Genomic DNA, 16,675 nt, shown 5'->3' on the forward strand with positions numbered 1-16,675 from the left:
CAAATTTACCTTTTGCCATTGCTTCAGTCCTTTACAATATTTTATTAACCATAAGTTTTATTAGAATTAATAAAACTTGTTCAAATCAGAATATTTCAATCTTTCGCTAAACAGCTACTCGTTATCAAACATTCACTATTTAACTACCTCTAAGCCGCCACAGCAATTTGCCATCAACTTTGCACTCAAGCTTTTGGTGCCCATGGCGGGAATCGGACCCGCGACCTCTCCCTTACCAAGGGAGTGCTCTACCACTGAGCCACATGGGCGCTTAATCCGCTCACTCAACTGGTGGAGCGGGCGACGAGGTTCGAACTCGCGACATCTTGCTTGGAAGGCAAGTGCTCTACCAACTGAGCTACACCCGCGTACATACTACCAACGCCAACAAGCTCAAATTACCGCAACTTACTATATGTTTTACAAACTGGTGGAGGGGGAAGGATTCGAACCTTCGTACTCTGAGAGAACGGATTTACAGTCCGTCGCCTTTAACCACTCGGCCACCCCTCCTCACCGAACCCGCGATTATGCTGAATATTTGACTTGCTGTCAAATGTATAAAAGGGAATTTGCTAAGAAACTGGTGCCGGGTATCGGAATCGAACTGATGACCTTCGCATTACAAGTGCGCTGCTCTACCAACTGAGCTAACCCGGCGTTTTCGTGAGATGCGTATTATACGCATCTTTTAATAAAAGTAAATTATTTTACGATTTTTAATACAGGTTTTTTACTTTTTATTAATTCTTCTTTACTTTCAACAGGTTCTGCATTTTCTTTCGCATTATCTGTTAAAAATGGTACCTCTTCTTGCTCTAGGTCTGCCTCAAAAAACATTCCTTGACCATTTTCTCGTGCAAAAATACCTCTTACTGCACTCATGGGCACATATATATTTTGTGACACACCACCGAAGCGCGCAGAGAATACCACAGAATCATTATCTATGTGCAAATCTTTTGTCGCACTATAGTTAATATTTAAAACAATTTCACCATCTTTAACATACGCCATCGGCACTCGCGTCTGGGCATTAACGGCAACTATCAAATGCGGGGTTAAATTATTGTCCACGCACCACTCATGCAGCGCACGTAACATATAAGGTTTGGTTGGGATTAATTCAGACATATTTAACGAACCTACTTAAAGATAGCTTCAGTTACAGATTGGGCGAATAGTGGCGTTTAATTAAGGAAGCTCAATCAAACGCCAGCTAAACGATTTTACGACTTACTTACGCATTGCCTTTTCTGAAGGAGTCATTGCATCTGCATACAATGGTCTTGAGAACAAACGCTCCGCATATTTTAAAATAGGTGCAGCTTGATTAGGTAACTCAATACCGTAATGACCTAAACGCCAAAGCAATGGCGTTACTGCAACATCTAACATTGAGTAATCATCGCCTAGCAAATAGTTTTGCTTAGCAAAAATAGGTACGAGTTGCGTTAAGTTATCACGTATCGTAGCACGCGCTTTATCCGCTTTTTCTTGATCGCCAGACTCAATATCAGCAATATGGCTGAACAAGTCTTTTTCAAAGCTATACAAGAACAATCTAGCACGCGCACGCATCACTGGATCTGGCGGCATCAACTGTGGATGTGGAAAACGCTCATCAATATATTCATTAATGATATTCGCCTCTGACAGCACCAAATCACGCTCCACTAATACCGGCACATGGTTGTACGGATTAATGACGGCTAAGTCTTCCGGCTTATTTGCCAAGTCGACATCAATCACCTGAAAATCCATGCCTTTTTCAAACAGCACAATACGGCAGCGGTGGCTATAGGGATCTGTGGTCCCCGAATATAAAGTCATCATAATTTAGTGTATTTCCTTCCAGTAAGCTTTTTTAAGTTTGTATGTTAGAACTAACAACACACCTAAAAACAGCAAGACGAACCAACCAAGTTGGTTTCTTTGATGCTTTGCCGGCTCAGCCATGTAGGCCATAAAGTTTGTTAAATCGCCAACCAAAGCATCATATTCTTCAACAGACAGTTTGCCAGGCTTTACCAGTTTCAAGGCATGAGTTTCATGATTCAACTCCTGCTCACCTTGCAACTCGTAAAGCACATGCGGCATACCCACCTTATCAAACACCGTGTTATTCCAACCCGTTGTTCTGGTGCTGTCACGGTAGAAACTACGCATATAGGTGTAAACCCAATCCGCACCACGTGCGCGCACTTCTACAGACAAATCAGGTGGCGCAACGCCAAACCATTTTGCTGCATCTTTTTTATTGATTGCCACCTTCATCTGATCGCCAATCTTGTCACCAGCCAACAGCAAGTTGTCTTTGATCTGCTTTTCTGTCAAACCAATTTCTAACAATCTGTTGTAGCGCATGTAATTGGCGCTATGACAATTGAGGCAGTAATTAACGAAAGTACGCGCACCACGCTGCAAAGACTCATGATCAGCAGCATCAATCGGCGCTTTATCCAAACTCACACCTTCATTTGCACTGGCCAGCATTGGCGCAGCAAGGAAAGGCATCAACAACATCGCTAACAATAATTTTTTCATGGTTATTATCCTGTTACCCTTTCTGGCACTGGTTTAGTTTTATCTTTTTTCGTATACCAAGGCATTAACGCAAAGAACAAGAAGTAAACCACTGTAAAGATACGCGCAACTACAGTAGCGCGATCAGCACCACCCATCCATGCACCGAACTGACCCCAAACATTAGATGGTACAGTACCAAGATAGCCAAGCACCAAGAAGCTAATCACAAAGGCCACTAACCATTGTTTATACAGAGTGCCACGGTAGCGAATAGACTTCACTGGGCTCTTATCCAACCAAGGCAGTAAAGCAAAAGCCACTACTGACAAGCCCATTGCTGCCACACCAGGGAATTGCGAGTTCAAGATTGGCGGAACCGCACGCAAGATTGAGTAGTATGGTGTGAAGTACCAAACAGGTGCAATGTGTGCTGGCGTTTTAAGCGGGTCAGCAGGCACAAAGTTGTTAGCTTCCAAGAAGTAACCACCCATCTCAGGCGCAAAGAAAATAATGGCTGAGAACACGATCAGGAACATAGACACACCAACCAAATCCTTCACTGTGTAGTAAGGATGGAACGGAATACCATCTAAAGGGAAACCTGTTTTCTTATCTCTCAGCTTTTTAATTTCCACGCCATCTGGGTTGTTCGAACCGACTTCATGCAAAGCAATCAGGTGAGCAACGACTAAACCAACCAACACAAATGGTAAGGCAATTACGTGGAACGCAAAGAAGCGATTCAAGGTTGCATCAGACACTAAGTAGTCACCACGCAACCACTCCGAAACGTCTGGGCCGATAAATGGGATAGCTGAGAACAAGTTAACAATCACTTGTGCACCCCAATAAGACATTTGACCCCAAGGCAACAGGTAACCAAAGAATGCCTCACCCATTAATACCAAGAAGATGGCAACACCGAACAACCAGATTAACTCACGTGGGTTTCTATATGAACCATAGATGATGCCGCGGAACATATGCAGATAAACCACCACAAAGAACATAGAAGCACCTGTTGAGTGCATGTAGCGAATCAACCAACCCCATGGCACATCACGCATGATGTATTCAACAGAGCCGAATGCTAAGTCAGCATCTGGCTTGTAATGCATGGTGAGGAAAATACCGGTCAAAATTTGTAGCACTAAAACCAACAATGCCAAAGACCCAAAGAAGTACCAAAAGTTAAAGTTTTTTGGTGCGTAATATTCGGTTAAATGTGCCTTAACGTTACTCGTTAGCGGGAAACGAGCATCAACCCAATTTAAACCATCATTTAAAGCGCTTGATAGCGCTGATTTATTTTTATCAGTCATGATTATGCTTTCTCTTCAGTATCAACGCCAATCAGAAGTAGATTTTCACTCAAATATTTATGCGGCGGCACTACTAAGTTGATAGGTGCTGGAGAACCCTTAAACACACGGCCAGCCAAATCAAATTTAGAGCCATGACATGGACAGAAGAAACCACCAGTCCAGCCATCACCCATATCACCACCTTTTTGCAGTTTGCCACTAGGTGAACAACCCAGATGCGTACAGATACCAACAATCACCGCTAGGTTAGGCTTAATAGAACGACCTTCATTTTTGCAGTAAGCAGGCTGTTGTGAAGTTACTTCAGATGCAGGATCCGATAGTTGGCCATCATGCTGAGCCAACTCAGCAGTCATTTCCTCAGTACGGTTGATAATCCATACTGGTTTACCACGCCACTCAGCCGTCATCATCGTGCCCGGCTCAATTTTGCTGATATCAACTTCTACAGGTGCACCTGCCGCTTTAGCACGCTCACTTGGCGTCATACTTTTTACAAAGGGCACGGCCACCGCAGCACAACCCAATGCACCCACTGCAGAAGTGGCGATTAAAAAGTTACGTTTTTCTTGGTCTACTTGAGAACACCCGCACGATTGCGAGTCAGCCTGCTGATTGTCATTTTGGTTGTCTGACATGTTTTCCTCTTGCTCGAAAGGATTGACTTGATTAGACGCCACGCCTTAGCCAGGCATGCAGCGTCACCTTTTACTAAAAATCTAAACACACATTACTGGGTAACTGACTATCTTCAACTTAAGATATAACCTGCACTACTTATAACAGCCAAAGCAATTTAAAAGATAGACAAGGCTTCATGTTTAGGCGCCAGATTATACAATTTTTTACCCCTCAATTAAAGCTTTATTTATTAAGTTACTGAAATAAAACGATTAAACTGGATTGTGTATATCAATAAATATGTGCTCCAAATCAAACTTTTCTGCCAAGTGTCTACCTAACGCCTGAACACCATAACGCTCTGTTGCATGATGACCTGCCGATATGTATGCCACACCAGACTCGAGCGATTGATGCACAGTCTGCTCGGAGATTTCGCCACTGATAAATAAATCTGCGCCCAATGCAATTGCCTGATCTATATAACCCTGCGCGGCGCCTGTGCACCAAGCTACTTTTTTAATGGATTGTGTTGCTTCACCAATAGTCAGCACAGGCCTACCCAAGCGCTGCTCAACCAGATTCGCAATCACTGACAACGGCAAGTCGGCAGCCAACTCAGCACAAGCAATTAAATCATCGGCGCCGGTGTAGTTCTGCGCATCAAACCCCAGCAACTTGCCAAGCTGTACGTTATTACCAAACTCACCATGCGCATCTAAGGGCAAATGGTAGGCCATCAGATTAATATCATGCTCCAACAGGAACTTAATACGCTTACGTTTAATGCCAACCAGCTCTGGCGCCTCATTGCGCCAGAAATAGCCATGATGCACCAAGATTAAATCAGCGCCCGCCTGATGCGCCGCCTCCAGCAACGCCATACTTGCCGTTACCCCAGTCACAATCTTGTTGATTTCGGCCCGACCCTCTACTTGCAAACCATTTGGGCAGTAATCTTTGAAACGCGCTACTTGCATCAGTTGTTGGGTATAATGATTTAACTCATTGATTTTTACCATAAGCTTCAAACCTTTAAATATTAGGCTATTGATTTTTTGATTGCTGACCTTATATCAAAGTTTGATACAAGGCCAAATATTAAGATGCTGATACAACCTTAGATGAAATTTGATTAATTACCATACTTAAGAAGTAAATAAAGATGAACAACTCTCTACATAAAAGATTATGGCTAATTTTTGCGCAAGCAGCCACCATCTGCATGGCATTAATATTTGCCTTACGCATTTTCTATCCAAATTTTTTCAATTTTAGAGAACAAGCCTTGGTAGTTAAACAGGCAGAGTCAGGTAGCGTCACCAGCACAGTCTATTCATATAGCAATGCCGTAAAAAAGGCGATGCCGGCGGTCGTTAATATATTTACCAGTAAAAAGCCGCGCAGCAGTCCGCATCAAGACTTTTTAGAAGACCCAGCATTTCGCCACTTCTTTGGCGACCAACTGGATGAACCAGAGCCTCAAGCCCAACCAGAAAACAGCCTAGGCTCTGGCGTTATCGTCAGTAGTCAGGGGCTAATATTAACCAACAATCACGTGATTGCTACCGCCGACTCGATTGAAGTCGCTTTATCTGATGGCAGAAAAATGACTGCGACCGTAGTCGGTACCGACCCAGACACTGACTTAGCACTGATTAAAGTGGATGCCAATGATCTACCGGCAATCACTTTCGCCAGCTCAGACGCACTTAATGTAGGTGATGTGGTATTAGCAATCGGCAACCCATTTGGCGTTGGACAAACCGTAACGCAAGGCATCGTCAGCGCACTGGGCCGTAGCCATTTGGGGATTAATATTTATGAAAACTTTATACAAACCGACGCCTCCATCAACCCAGGCAACTCTGGCGGTGCTTTAATTAACACAGAGGGCAACCTTGTTGGTATTAACAGCGCCATATACTCACGCAGCGGCGGCTCTATGGGGATTGGGTTTGCAATTCCGACCACATTAGCACGACAAGTCATGGAGCAAATTGCGGCACAAGGCAACGTTACACGTGGCTGGATAGGCATTGAAGCGCAAGACATTACACCAGAGCTGGCAGAATCATTTAGGTTAAATAAAGCACAAGGCGCTTTAATTGCTGGCGTATTGAAACACAGCCCAGCAGACAGAGCAGGTTTACGCTCCGGAGATATATTGGTTGCCATCGAAGGCAAACCAGTGACCGACAGCGGAAGCATGCTTAACTTGATTGCAGCATTACAACCTAATCAAAAAGCAACGCTGCAAATTGTACGCGATGGCAATATCGCTAACATCGCTATCATCATCGGCAAGCGCCCTAAACCAGTCGCAGCCCCTGAGTAAGGGCTAAGCCGGTGGCAGAATCGTAGGTTCACTTTCACTTTCTTTAGTAGTGAACCTTGCCACCACAATGCCTAACTCATAAAGCAGCCACATAGGCATTGCCAGCATAAATTGTGAAATCACATCTGGCGGCGTTACAACCGCAGCAATCACAAACGCGCCAACCACCACATAACCTCTTGCTTCTTTAAGCGCATGTATTGATACCCAGCCAAAACGCGCTGCCATTACCACAGCAATCGGCACTTCAAATGCCAGACCAAATGCAAAGAACAATGTAATGATGAAATCTAAGTAATTACCTATATCCGTCATTACGGCAACGCCAACAGGTGCGGTACCCACGATAAAGCCAAAGATCACTGGAAACACTAAGAAATACGCAAAGGCCATGCCTGACAGAAACAAAAAACTGCTGGCAAGAATGATAGGAATCATGAATTTCTTTTCGTGCGCGTATAGACCTGGCGCGACAAATGACCAAACCTGATATAAGGTATGCGGCAATGAGAGCAAAAATGCTGCCATCATTGCGACTTTCATCGGCACAAAGAATGGCGTAGTCACCGCAGTGGCGATCATCTGGCCGCCTGCTGGTAGCTTGCTTAACAAAGGCGCAGCAAGCAAAGCGTATATTTCATTTGCAAATGGAAACAGTGCAATAAAAACAACAATAAAACCTACCACGATGCGCAGTAAACGGTTTCTTAACTCAATTAAATGTGAGATGAAATTTTCTGTAGGAGTCACAGCGTTCGCTAATCTTTTACTGAAATAGAGGAAGGTTCGTGTGGTTTCGTAGCAGGGTCTGCGGCATCATCACTCTGCTGGGAATTTTGATTAAGCGGTTCGACCGCTTCTGCCAAGTAATCTACGCCACTCTTGACACCAGCCTGCGCGCTTTCTGTCGCCTGCTGGATTTCTTGTTGTAACTTCTGCAATTCGGCAAAGCGTGATTCACGATTCACCTCTTCTTTAATCTGCGCCATATAACGCTGCATACGGCCGACCATCGTACCAATAGTGCGCGCCACTTTAGGCAGCTTTTCAGGGCCAATGACAATTAACGCAACTATCGCGATTACAACTAATTCAGAGAATGCAATATCAAACATGCTGCCTAGACCTTATCACCAGAGATGCTGCGCTTCAACATTGCAACTGCTATTTGGCAGCAGTCGTTGATTTAGCCTTTGCTGGCGCTTTTTTTGCTGTTGTAGATTTTGCTTTGGTAGCGGTAGTTTTGCTAGCGGTCGCTGTTTTTGCTGGCGCTCTTTTCTTAGCGGCTGGCTTTGCTGGTGCTACGGCAACCGCTTCCCCCTCAATTAACACAGAGTTATTAGCAATCTGCTCTTGTTGAGGTGCATCAGCAGCAGCGCTCTTCCCCTCATTCACAGCGTCTTTAAAGTTTTTGACCGCGCCGCCCACATCGCCACCAATATTACGAAGTTTCTTTGTGCCAAACACGAGCACTACAATGAGTAAAACTACCAACCAATGCCACCAAGCCCCGATTCCCATTGCTACTCTCCTAATTAAATATGTTTAAACTATGTTTTAGGTAGGGTGCTACCACCACCAAATACATGCATGTGCATATGAAACACCTCTTGCCCGCCTTCACGCCCAGTATTAATCATGGTACGGAAACCAGCCAAGCCTTGCTCTTTAGCCAACTTAGGCGCAAGCAATAACATCTTACCCAATAATGCCTGATGTTGCGAGCCACAACTCGCCAAACTATCAACATGCTGTTTAGGCACTAAGAGAAAGTGCACTTTAGTAATGGGGTGTATGTCATGAAAAGCGATGACATCTTCATCTTCATAGATTTTCTTTGAAGGAATATCACCTTGAACTATTTTACAAAAAATACAATCAGCACTCATTTTATATACCTTCTATTTACTGCACAGGTCGAGCCAAACAGAATTAATACGCTAGCCTTATTTGTCGCGATTCGCTTTTTCAACAATACCAGACAAACCTTCGCGCCTTGCGAGTTCAGCGAGGACATCCTGCGGTTTCAAGTCAGCTTTTGCCAACATAATCATGGTGTGGAACCACAAGTCAGCGGTTTCGTAGATGATTTCATCTTTATTGCCGCCTTTGGCCGCAATCACCGTTTCCGTCGCTTCCTCACCTATCTTTTTCAAGATGCTGTCCATGCCTTTGGCATACAGCTTTGCAACATAGGATGAGGCTGGGTCTGCAGACTTACGCTGCTCTAACAGCTCTGAAAGTCGCGCTAACACATCATTCATATCGTTACTCATGCTTATAAATCTCATCAGGATTTTTGATGACGGGCTGATCCACCACCCAATTCTCATCTTTTAAGGTTTTAAAGAAACAGTTATGCCTGCCTGTGTGACAAGCAATACCGCCAACCTGTTCGACCTTGAGCAAAATTACATCCTCATCGCAGTCCAGACGAATCTCATGTATCTTCTGTACGTGACCAGACTCCTCGCCTTTACGCCACAATTTATTTCGCGATCTTGACCAATAAACAGCTTGATTGGTTTCGCTGCTCAACTGCAAGGCTTCGCGATTCATCCAAGCAAACATCAACACTCGCCCAGTGTCATACTCCTGAGCGATGACGGGAACAAGACCATTGGCATCCCATGTGACTTCATCTAACCAATTCATCTAACAACCTATTCATTGAAACATCTGTTGAATCAAGCATTACAGAGCTGTAATAACAATTAACTAGCGCCTAACCTCAATACCATACTGCGCCATGTAGTCTTTGGCCTGTTTAACCGTATATTCGCCATAGTGGAAAATACTCGCAGCTAGCACAGCATCAGCGCCACCCTCTTTAACGCCATCGACCAAATGCTGCAAATTACCCACACCACCTGAGGCGATGATCGGCACTTCAACAGCGTTGCTAATCGCTTTATTAAGCGGGTTATTAAAACCAATTTTAGTGCCATCTCGATCCATGCTAGTGACTAACAACTCACCAGCACCAAGACTCACCATATACTCTGCCCACTTTACGGCATCCAGGCCAGTTGCCTTACGGCCGCCATGCGTAAATACCTCCCACTCAAAGGGCTGGTTTTCTACTTTTTTGGCATCAATCGCAACCACAATACACTGCGAGCCAAACTTAGCAGCGGCATCCTGTACGACTTTAGGGTTAAGCACCGCTGTAGTATTGATGCTGACTTTATCCGCACCTGCATTTAACAGGCGACGCACATCTTCCACCTCACGCACACCGCCACCGACAGTAAGCGGGATAAATACCTGACTAGCCACCTCTTCAATGATATGCAGAATAAGGCCGCGGTTATCTGAGCTTGCGGTGATATCTAAAAAAGTAAGCTCATCTGCCCCTTGGTCATCATAACGCTTGGCAATCTCAACTGGGTCACCAGCATCTCTGAGTTCGAGAAAGTTAACGCCCTTTACCACACGGCCATTAGTGACATCCAAGCAAGGAATAATACGTTTGGCTAATCCCATCAACTAAACCTTATGCACTTAACTCATCGGCAAGCTTCTGTGCTGCCGCAAAGTCTAAGGTGCCTTCATAAATTGCACGGCCGGTAATCGTACCAATAATACCTTCATTGGCTACTGCACATAACTTTCTAACGTCGTCTAAATTTGTAACACCGCCAGAAGCTATCACAGGAATCGTTAACGCCTGTGCTAACGCGACTGTGGCCTCGATATTGACACCGGTCAACATGCCGTCACGGCCAATATCGGTGTAAACAATAGACTCCACACCGTAGTCTTCAAATTTCTTTGCCAAATCAATCACATCATGACCTGTCAGCTTAGACCAGCCATCAATCGCCACTTTTCCATCTTTAGCATCTAGGCCAACCATGATTTGCCCAGGAAACGCATAACATGCTTCATGCAGAAAACCTGGAGTTTTCACCGCTGCAGTGCCAATAATGACATAATCAATACCGCTATCTAAGTAGCGCTCTATCGTGTCTAAATCACGGATGCCACCACCCAACTGAATCGGGATATCGCCACCGACAGCACTCACGATAGACTTAATTGCCCCTTCATTGACAGGCTTGCCCGCAAAGGCGCCATTCAAGTCCACTAGATGCAGGCGCTTACCGCCACGATCAACCCAATGCCTAGCCATTGCACCTGGATCTTCTGAGAACACGGTTGACTCTTCCATCAAACCTTGTTTAAGTCTGACGCAGTGTCCATCTTTTAAATCAATTGCTGGGATAATTAACATAATGAGAATTAATTTTATATACGAAAAAGTTAAAAAGAGAATAGCTGGTTATATATTAGGGCCAACTTAGTTAGGTGACCAAGTCACAAAATTGCTTAACAACTGCAAGCCGGCATTTGCACTTTTTTCTGGGTGAAACTGTACTGCGAATAAATTATCTTTAGCAATTGCACAAGTAAAGCGCTTAGGGTAGTCACTATAACCTTCAACAATCGCATCATCTGCTGGCTGCACATAATAACTATGTACATAATAAAATCTGGCACCATCCTCTATACCTTGCCAAAGTGCATGCGCTTTAGCATCTGCATGATGACGCTGATACACTTGATTCCACCCCATGTGCGGCACTTTCAGCTTTTCACCTTGGCTGTCCACCATATCGGCCTGCGCAAACCGCTTCACATTGCCCTTAAATAAACCCAGGCCTGCAGCATCACCCTCTTCTGATCGTTCAAATAGCATTTGCAAACCAATACAGATACCCAAGAACGGTTTATTCTGTGCGGCATCCAGTACAGCACTGCGCAAACCGCGTGCATCTAACTCGCGGATACAATCCGGCATGGCGCCTTGCCCGGGAAATACAACGCGTGATGCTTTTGCTACGTCATCAGGGTTACTCGTCACGACTACATTTTTTGTAGGTGCAACATGCTCCAAGGCTTTTGAGACCGAGCGTAAATTGCCCATGCCATAATCAATCACTGCAATATCAATTGTGCTCATATTTTAAATGCTGCCGAATGTCACTGTTCAAGGTTAGGTCTGGACAGACTTATAAACTACCTTTTGTAGATGGCATAATTCCCGCCATACGAGCATCAAGCTCTACAGCCATGCGCAACGCACGTCCAAACGCTTTGAATATAGTTTCAGCTTGATGGTGTGCATTATGACCTTTTAAATTATCAATATGCAAAGTGACGTTAGCATGGTTAACAAAGCCTTGGAAAAACTCATGCACTAAGTCCACATCAAAATTACCAATTGCAGCACGTGTGAAAGTGCAGCCGAATTCCAGACCAGGGCGTCCGGAAATATCCAGCACCACTCTAGACAAGGCCTCATCCAATGGCACATAGGCATGACCGTAACGGCGAATACCCTTTTTATCACCCACAGCTTGCGCAAAGGCTTGGCCTAGCGTAATGCCAATATCCTCAACCGTATGATGTGCATCAATATGCAAGTCACCCTTAGCATTCACCTCTATGTCCATCATACCGTGACGCGCAATCTGGTCTAGCATGTGGTCCAAGAAGCCTAAGCCTGTGTTAAATTGAGAAATACCAGTGCCATCCAAGTTGATACTCACTGTAATTTGGGTTTCTAGCGTGTTTCTAGTAATTTTGGCGTTACGCATAAGTCTAATGTTTTATGTTATCAGCATGCATTTTAACCCATTACAAGGTTGTAACACATAGCTACATGATGAATTTAAAGTCTAAAATAAAAAAACCCCAGTTTTAAGGCTGGGGTTTTTTATTAAACTACTTAGTTATTAGCTAAATAATTTTTTGATCCAGCCGAACAAACCACCTGTTGAACCGCCATGAGCGATTGCAGTGATTTCTGCAGCAGCAGCAGCTGGGTCAGCAGCGCCGTAGATTGCAGCACCAGCAACAATGATAGTTGCGCCAGCGTCACGTACTTGTGCAGTTGTAGCAGCTTTAACGCCACCAGCAACAGAAATTTCAAGACCTAAGTTCAAACCAGCAACCAAAGCCAAGTCACCAAATGGTGTTTGACCAGCAGCTTGTTGGTCTAAACCAGTGTGCACGCCAATGATGTGCGCGCCTAATTTAGCAACTTCTTGTGTACGTGCTTTTTTGTCAGCAACGTTGATCAAGTCGATTTGTGCTTTTTTACCGTATTTGTTAGCAACGTCGATTACGCCTTTGATTGTACCGATGTCTGAAGTACCCAATACTGTACAAATGTCAGCACCTGCTTTGTAGAATGGCTCAGCTTCGTAGAAACCAGCGTCCATTGTTTTCAAGTCAACTAAGATTTTGTTGTTTGGGAACTTAGCACGTAATGTTTGTAGCAATTTGATACCGTTATGCTTAATGCATGGTGTACCAATTTCTAAAATATCCACGTGTGGAGCAACCTTAGTTGCCAAAGCAACTGTTGCGTCGAAATCTAATGAGTCTAATGCCATTTGGGTTTGTGCCACGATACATCCTCCAACTAATAATAAATCAAAATAATGACTTACCTAGGTTAAAAATACAGATTGAAAATAATTATTATATTGTGCACAAAACGCACATTTCGCTATCATAACCGCACTTCGTGTGAAAATTCAAACTTTTCATGCTTAATTTACATGTTTTATCTATATAAAAAGTTTGAACACATTAAATAGTTCAATAAATGTTTGCTATAGCACAGGTTTTTAGCAATAGTTTTGGCATTTTTGCCAAACTTTGACTAAGAAAAGCTTTTCTCGCTTAACACAACCTTCAATGCTTTAAGTAGCAACTCAGACTGCTCGTCCGTGCCAATTGTAATGCGTAGATAAGGCGCAATACGGCTAGGCGACTTAAAATGCCGCACAATAATGCCGTGCTCACGTAACTTTGCACTTAACTCGGCACCATCACGTACTTTATGTTTGGCAAAAATAAAATTAGCGCCAGATGGTAACACTTCAAAATCCAACGCTGACATGTTAGCGACCAAGGCATCGCGTGTCGTAATCACTTTTTGACAGGTCTCTTCAAAATAATCAATGTCCTGCATCGCTGCTACAGCCCCAGCAGATGCAAAGCGATCAATCGGGTAAGAGTTAAAGCTATCCTTAACTCTTATCAGCGCCTCAATCAGGGCTGCTGAGCCTAATGCATAGCCAACACGCAGACCAGCTAAAGAGCGCGCTTTAGATAAAGTATGTGTCACCAACAGGTTGGGATATTGATTAATCAAGCTGACTGCAGATTCAGTGCCAAAATCCACGTAGGCTTCATCAATCACAACCACGGATTCAGTATTATTTTGCAGTATCCATTCAATCTTTTCTAATGCAAGTGGCATACCGGTTGGTGCATTAGGGTTGGGGAAAATAATACCGCCGTTAGGCTTTATGTAATCTTCCACGCGGATGCTAAAATCTTCTGCCAATGGAATTGTTTCATAACGGATGCCGTACAGCCCGCAGTACACAGGATAAAAGCTATAGGTAATATCAGGAAACAACAACGGCTGGGCGTGCTTCAACAGCGCCTGAAACACATGTGCCAATACCTCGTCAGAGCCGTTACCAACAAATACTTGGCAACTATCTAAATGATGCACTTTAGCAATGGCCGCTCTTAGAACATCAGAATTGGGGTCTGGATACAAACGTAAGGTTTCTGCAGCTTCCAACTTCAAAGCTTCAATCACCTTAGGGCTTGGGCCATAGGGATTTTCATTGGTATTGAGTTTTACCAAATTATTGATTTTTGGCTGCTCACCCGGCACATAAGGGGTAAGCTTATGAACAACATCACTCCAGTATTTACTCATACTAAACCCTCAGACATACGCTATATCATCCCATGACCAGCGTGAAATAATGAATAGGCAATTAACCTGTAAAGGACATGCCACATGGGAGGTATTAAGCATCATGAAAAACCGAGCTTAATACGCTCCTTAGAATTTTATTTAAGGCGGTACTCAGCAGAACGGGCATGCGCCTGCAAGCCCTCGCCATAGGCTAACGTTGCTGCAATCTTACCTAGCACTTGCGCGCCTTGAGAAGACACCATGATTAAACTTGAGCGCTTTTGGAAATCATAAACACCTAGTGGTGATGAAAACCTTGCTGTACGTGAAGTAGGCAGCACGTGATTTGGCCCTGCACAGTAATCACCTAAAGCTTCACAGGTGTCACGCCCCATAAAAATGGCACCGGCATGTTTAATTTTTTTACTAAAGGCCAACGGCTCCTCTACTGACAATTCCAAATGCTCAGGAGCGATGTAATTGCTGATTTCAGCCGCTTCGTCTAGGTCGCGTACATGAATTAAAGCGCCGCGGTCAGTGAGTGAGGTGGTGATGATATCCTTACGCGGCATCTCCTCTACCAACCTCTGAATACTAGCCGCCACTTGATCCAAAAACGCAGCGTCTGGGCTCAGTAATATAGATTGCGCAAGCTCATCATGCTCAGCTTGTGAGAATAAATCCATCGCAATCCAGTCCGGGTCTGTTTTACCGTCACAAATCACTAGAATTTCAGAAGGGCCTGCCACCATATCAATACCAACCACGCCAAACACACGGCGTTTGGCGGCCGCAACATAGGCGTTACCAGGACCTACAACTTTATCTACTTGCGGCACGGTTTCGGTACCATAGGCCAACGCACCTACTGCTTGGGCGCCACCGATACAAAACACACGATCCACACCGCAAACCGCAGCAGCTGCTAACACCAGCTGATTTTTCTCTCCATTAGGCGTAGGCACCACCATAATCAGCTCTTGCACACCAGCTACTTTCGCTGGAATCGCGTTCATCAATACTGAAGAGGGATAAGCCGCTTTGCCACCCGGTACATATAAGCCTACACGATCCAGTGACGTTACCTGCTGACCAAGTAACGTGCCATCAGCCTCAGTGTAGCTCCATGAGCTCATCAACTGTTTCTCATGATAACTTTTTACGCGGTCTGCCGCAGCCTGTAACGCAGCACGCTGCTCAGCAGGCAGACCCTCCAAGGCAGCAACCAGCTCAGACTGGCTGATTTCAAGCTCGCCCAGCTGACTCGCATCGGTCTTATCAAAACGATTGGTATATTCGAGCACTGCCTCATCACCACGACGCTTCACATCTTTTAAAATGTTCGCAACGACAACATCGATGTTATCGTCTTGCGCTGTTTCAAATGCAAGCAACTGCTTTAAGTTCGCCTGAAAATCGCTATCTAAAGTAGAAAAACGTCTAATTTTCATATCACTAACCTATGTGCCTAATTATTTATTTTTTGCAATTGCCGTTTGAAATGCATCCATGATTGGCTGCAACTTATCTCGATTGAGCTTGAGAGAAGCTTGATTGACCACTAGCCTAGAGCTAATGTCGCCCACTTCCTCTACGGCTTTAAGCTTGTTAGCTCGCAAGGTACCACCAGTACTGACCAAATCAACAATCACATCTGCCAAGCCTACCAATGGCCCCAACTCCATAGAACCATACAGCTTAATTAAATCCACATGCATGCCTTTTGCCGCAAAATGCTCACGTGCTGTTTTTACATATTTGGTCACAACCTTAAGACGCGCACCACTACGAATTGACCCGAAATAATCAAAGTCATCACGCACTGCCACCATCATCTTGCATTTTGCAATCTGCAGATCTATCGGCTGATACAAACCATCACCGCCATGCTCATCCAACACATCTTTACCGGCAATACCCAAATCTGCTGCGCCGTACTGTACATAAGTTGGCACATCGGTCGCTCGCACGATAATTAAACGTACATCCGGGCGATTCGTTTCTATAATCAGCTTACGGGATGACTCAGGGTCTTCAGCTGCATGAATGCCGGCTGCGGCCAACAATGGTGCAGTCTCTTCAAAAATTCTGCCTTTTGAAAGTGCTATCGTAATCATTTTCAATATT

At 44.5% G+C, this 16,675-nt stretch carries 20 protein-coding genes, 4 tRNA genes and 1 pseudogene; 1 reads left to right on the forward strand and 24 read right to left on the reverse strand.

Going from position 1 to position 16,675, the window contains the following annotated elements:
• Window positions 1–194: 194 nt before the first annotated feature.
• The 10 genes from C3Y98_RS08125 to C3Y98_RS08170 all read right to left on the reverse strand — a co-directional run bounded on the left by C3Y98_RS08125 (window position 195) and on the right by C3Y98_RS08170 (window position 5,497).
• A tRNA-Thr gene (locus C3Y98_RS08125) sits at window positions 195–269 on the reverse strand.
• Window positions 270–292: 23 nt separating this feature from the next.
• Window positions 293–368, reverse strand: a tRNA-Gly gene (locus C3Y98_RS08130).
• A gap of 60 nt (window positions 369–428) precedes the next feature.
• A tRNA-Tyr gene (locus C3Y98_RS08135) sits at window positions 429–513 on the reverse strand.
• A 71-nt stretch (window positions 514–584) separates the two neighbouring features.
• Window positions 585–660, reverse strand: a tRNA-Thr gene (locus C3Y98_RS08140).
• Window positions 661–705: 45 nt separating this feature from the next.
• Window positions 706–1,134 (reverse strand): ClpXP protease specificity-enhancing factor, encoded by a 429-nt coding sequence (locus C3Y98_RS08145; protein ID WP_135278013.1) that lies wholly within the window; start codon window positions 1,132–1,134, stop codon window positions 706–708.
• Between the two features lie 102 nt (window positions 1,135–1,236).
• Window positions 1,237–1,836 (reverse strand): glutathione S-transferase N-terminal domain-containing protein, encoded by a 600-nt coding sequence (locus C3Y98_RS08150; RefSeq protein WP_135278015.1) that lies wholly within the window; start codon window positions 1,834–1,836, stop codon window positions 1,237–1,239.
• Between the two features lie 3 nt (window positions 1,837–1,839).
• Window positions 1,840–2,547, reverse strand: coding sequence for a cytochrome c1 (locus C3Y98_RS08155; RefSeq protein WP_209308771.1), 708 nt, complete (start codon window positions 2,545–2,547; stop codon window positions 1,840–1,842).
• A 5-nt stretch (window positions 2,548–2,552) separates the two neighbouring features.
• The gene (locus C3Y98_RS08160; protein WP_135278017.1) at window positions 2,553–3,851 is read right to left on the reverse strand and encodes a cytochrome b; all 1,299 of its coding nucleotides are present in this window, start codon (window positions 3,849–3,851) and stop codon (window positions 2,553–2,555) included.
• Window positions 3,852–3,853: 2 nt separating this feature from the next.
• Window positions 3,854–4,492: a ubiquinol-cytochrome c reductase iron-sulfur subunit gene (gene petA / locus C3Y98_RS08165; RefSeq protein ID WP_135278018.1), complete on the reverse strand. Its 639-nt coding sequence runs from the start codon at window positions 4,490–4,492 to the stop codon at window positions 3,854–3,856.
• 255 nt (window positions 4,493–4,747) lie between these two features.
• Complete coding sequence (locus C3Y98_RS08170) at window positions 4,748–5,497, reverse strand: Nif3-like dinuclear metal center hexameric protein (protein WP_135278020.1); 750 nt, start codon at window positions 5,495–5,497, stop codon at window positions 4,748–4,750.
• Window positions 5,498–5,640: 143 nt separating this feature from the next.
• On the opposite strand from C3Y98_RS08170, the gene C3Y98_RS08175 reads away from it, so the two are divergent.
• Window positions 5,641–6,813 (forward strand): Do family serine endopeptidase, encoded by a 1,173-nt coding sequence (locus tag C3Y98_RS08175; protein WP_135278022.1) that lies wholly within the window; start codon window positions 5,641–5,643, stop codon window positions 6,811–6,813.
• A 3-nt stretch (window positions 6,814–6,816) separates the two neighbouring features.
• Here C3Y98_RS08175 and tatC read toward each other — a convergent pair whose 3' ends face one another.
• The 14 genes and pseudogenes from tatC to hisG form a co-directional block, all read right to left on the reverse strand.
• Entirely contained in the window at window positions 6,817–7,563 is a 747-nt protein-coding gene (gene tatC, locus C3Y98_RS08180) for a twin-arginine translocase subunit TatC (RefSeq protein WP_135278024.1), read from the reverse strand.
• An 8-nt stretch (window positions 7,564–7,571) separates the two neighbouring features.
• Complete coding sequence (gene tatB / locus C3Y98_RS08185) at window positions 7,572–7,928, reverse strand: Sec-independent protein translocase protein TatB (protein ID WP_135278026.1); 357 nt, start codon at window positions 7,926–7,928, stop codon at window positions 7,572–7,574.
• Window positions 7,929–8,190: 262 nt separating this feature from the next.
• Window positions 8,191–8,334, reverse strand: a pseudogene (tatA, locus tag C3Y98_RS12945) (twin-arginine translocase TatA/TatE family subunit); the annotation flags it as partial.
• Between the two features lie 29 nt (window positions 8,335–8,363).
• Entirely contained in the window at window positions 8,364–8,702 is a 339-nt protein-coding gene (locus tag C3Y98_RS08195; protein ID WP_135278030.1) for a histidine triad nucleotide-binding protein, read from the reverse strand.
• Window positions 8,703–8,759: 57 nt separating this feature from the next.
• Complete coding sequence (locus C3Y98_RS08200) at window positions 8,760–9,077, reverse strand: phosphoribosyl-ATP diphosphatase (RefSeq protein ID WP_135278212.1); 318 nt, start codon at window positions 9,075–9,077, stop codon at window positions 8,760–8,762.
• Between the two features lie 4 nt (window positions 9,078–9,081).
• Window positions 9,082–9,468: a phosphoribosyl-AMP cyclohydrolase gene (gene hisI / locus C3Y98_RS08205; RefSeq protein ID WP_135278032.1), complete on the reverse strand. Its 387-nt coding sequence runs from the start codon at window positions 9,466–9,468 to the stop codon at window positions 9,082–9,084.
• A gap of 63 nt (window positions 9,469–9,531) precedes the next feature.
• Window positions 9,532–10,299 (reverse strand): imidazole glycerol phosphate synthase subunit HisF, encoded by a 768-nt coding sequence (hisF, locus tag C3Y98_RS08210; RefSeq protein WP_135278034.1) that lies wholly within the window; start codon window positions 10,297–10,299, stop codon window positions 9,532–9,534.
• 10 nt (window positions 10,300–10,309) lie between these two features.
• Window positions 10,310–11,050: a 1-(5-phosphoribosyl)-5-[(5-phosphoribosylamino)methylideneamino]imidazole-4-carboxamide isomerase gene (hisA, locus tag C3Y98_RS08215; protein ID WP_135278035.1), complete on the reverse strand. Its 741-nt coding sequence runs from the start codon at window positions 11,048–11,050 to the stop codon at window positions 10,310–10,312.
• Window positions 11,051–11,116: 66 nt separating this feature from the next.
• Window positions 11,117–11,779 carry an imidazole glycerol phosphate synthase subunit HisH gene (hisH, locus tag C3Y98_RS08220; RefSeq protein WP_135278037.1) on the reverse strand — a complete coding sequence of 221 codons (663 nt, stop codon included), beginning with the start codon at window positions 11,777–11,779 and terminating at the stop codon, window positions 11,117–11,119.
• Between the two features lie 49 nt (window positions 11,780–11,828).
• A complete protein-coding gene (hisB, locus tag C3Y98_RS08225) occupies window positions 11,829–12,416 on the reverse strand; it encodes an imidazoleglycerol-phosphate dehydratase HisB (RefSeq protein ID WP_135278039.1) in 588 nt (195 codons plus the stop codon).
• Between the two features lie 138 nt (window positions 12,417–12,554).
• Window positions 12,555–13,232 carry a 3-hexulose-6-phosphate synthase gene (gene hxlA / locus C3Y98_RS08230; RefSeq protein WP_041928514.1) on the reverse strand — a complete coding sequence of 226 codons (678 nt, stop codon included), beginning with the start codon at window positions 13,230–13,232 and terminating at the stop codon, window positions 12,555–12,557.
• A gap of 257 nt (window positions 13,233–13,489) precedes the next feature.
• Window positions 13,490–14,566 (reverse strand): histidinol-phosphate transaminase, encoded by a 1,077-nt coding sequence (gene hisC, locus C3Y98_RS08235; RefSeq protein WP_135278041.1) that lies wholly within the window; start codon window positions 14,564–14,566, stop codon window positions 13,490–13,492.
• A gap of 137 nt (window positions 14,567–14,703) precedes the next feature.
• The gene (gene hisD / locus C3Y98_RS08240) at window positions 14,704–15,999 is read right to left on the reverse strand and encodes a histidinol dehydrogenase (protein ID WP_135278042.1); all 1,296 of its coding nucleotides are present in this window, start codon (window positions 15,997–15,999) and stop codon (window positions 14,704–14,706) included.
• 21 nt (window positions 16,000–16,020) lie between these two features.
• Complete coding sequence (hisG, locus tag C3Y98_RS08245; protein ID WP_135278044.1) at window positions 16,021–16,665, reverse strand: ATP phosphoribosyltransferase; 645 nt, start codon at window positions 16,663–16,665, stop codon at window positions 16,021–16,023.
• Window positions 16,666–16,675: the final 10 nt, after the last annotated feature.

The organism is Methylotenera oryzisoli (genome assembly GCF_004661485.1).
GTDB lineage: Bacteria > Pseudomonadota > Gammaproteobacteria > Burkholderiales > Methylophilaceae > Methylotenera > Methylotenera oryzisoli.

Bases quoted from the DNA above. Each gene is read 5' to 3' on its own strand.
- C3Y98_RS08145 (WP_135278013.1), bottom strand. From the start codon at position 1,134: ATGTCTGAATTAATCCCAACCAAACCTTATATGTTACGTGCGCTGCAT.
- C3Y98_RS08150 (WP_135278015.1), bottom strand. From the start codon at position 1,836: ATGATGACTTTATATTCGGGGACCACAGATCCCTATAGCCACCGCTGC.
- C3Y98_RS08155 (WP_209308771.1), bottom strand. From the start codon at position 2,547: ATGAAAAAATTATTGTTAGCGATGTTGTTGATGCCTTTCCTTGCTGCG.
- C3Y98_RS08160 (WP_135278017.1), bottom strand. From the start codon at position 3,851: ATGACTGATAAAAATAAATCAGCGCTATCAAGCGCTTTAAATGATGGT.
- petA (WP_135278018.1), bottom strand. From the start codon at position 4,492: ATGTCAGACAACCAAAATGACAATCAGCAGGCTGACTCGCAATCGTGC.
- C3Y98_RS08170 (WP_135278020.1), bottom strand. From the start codon at position 5,497: ATGGTAAAAATCAATGAGTTAAATCATTATACCCAACAACTGATGCAA.
- C3Y98_RS08175 (WP_135278022.1), top strand. From the start codon at position 5,641: ATGAACAACTCTCTACATAAAAGATTATGGCTAATTTTTGCGCAAGCA.
- tatB (WP_135278026.1), bottom strand. From the start codon at position 7,928: ATGTTTGATATTGCATTCTCTGAATTAGTTGTAATCGCGATAGTTGCG.
- C3Y98_RS08195 (WP_135278030.1), bottom strand. From the start codon at position 8,702: ATGAGTGCTGATTGTATTTTTTGTAAAATAGTTCAAGGTGATATTCCT.
- C3Y98_RS08200 (WP_135278212.1), bottom strand. From the start codon at position 9,077: ATGAATGATGTGTTAGCGCGACTTTCAGAGCTGTTAGAGCAGCGTAAG.
- hisI (WP_135278032.1), bottom strand. From the start codon at position 9,468: ATGAATTGGTTAGATGAAGTCACATGGGATGCCAATGGTCTTGTTCCC.
- hisF (WP_135278034.1), bottom strand. From the start codon at position 10,299: ATGGGATTAGCCAAACGTATTATTCCTTGCTTGGATGTCACTAATGGC.
- hisA (WP_135278035.1), bottom strand. From the start codon at position 11,050: ATGTTAATTATCCCAGCAATTGATTTAAAAGATGGACACTGCGTCAGA.
- hisH (WP_135278037.1), bottom strand. From the start codon at position 11,779: ATGAGCACAATTGATATTGCAGTGATTGATTATGGCATGGGCAATTTA.
- hisB (WP_135278039.1), bottom strand. From the start codon at position 12,416: ATGCGTAACGCCAAAATTACTAGAAACACGCTAGAAACCCAAATTACA.
- hisC (WP_135278041.1), bottom strand. From the start codon at position 14,566: ATGAGTAAATACTGGAGTGATGTTGTTCATAAGCTTACCCCTTATGTG.
- hisD (WP_135278042.1), bottom strand. From the start codon at position 15,999: ATGAAAATTAGACGTTTTTCTACTTTAGATAGCGATTTTCAGGCGAAC.
- hisG (WP_135278044.1), bottom strand. From the start codon at position 16,665: ATGATTACGATAGCACTTTCAAAAGGCAGAATTTTTGAAGAGACTGCA.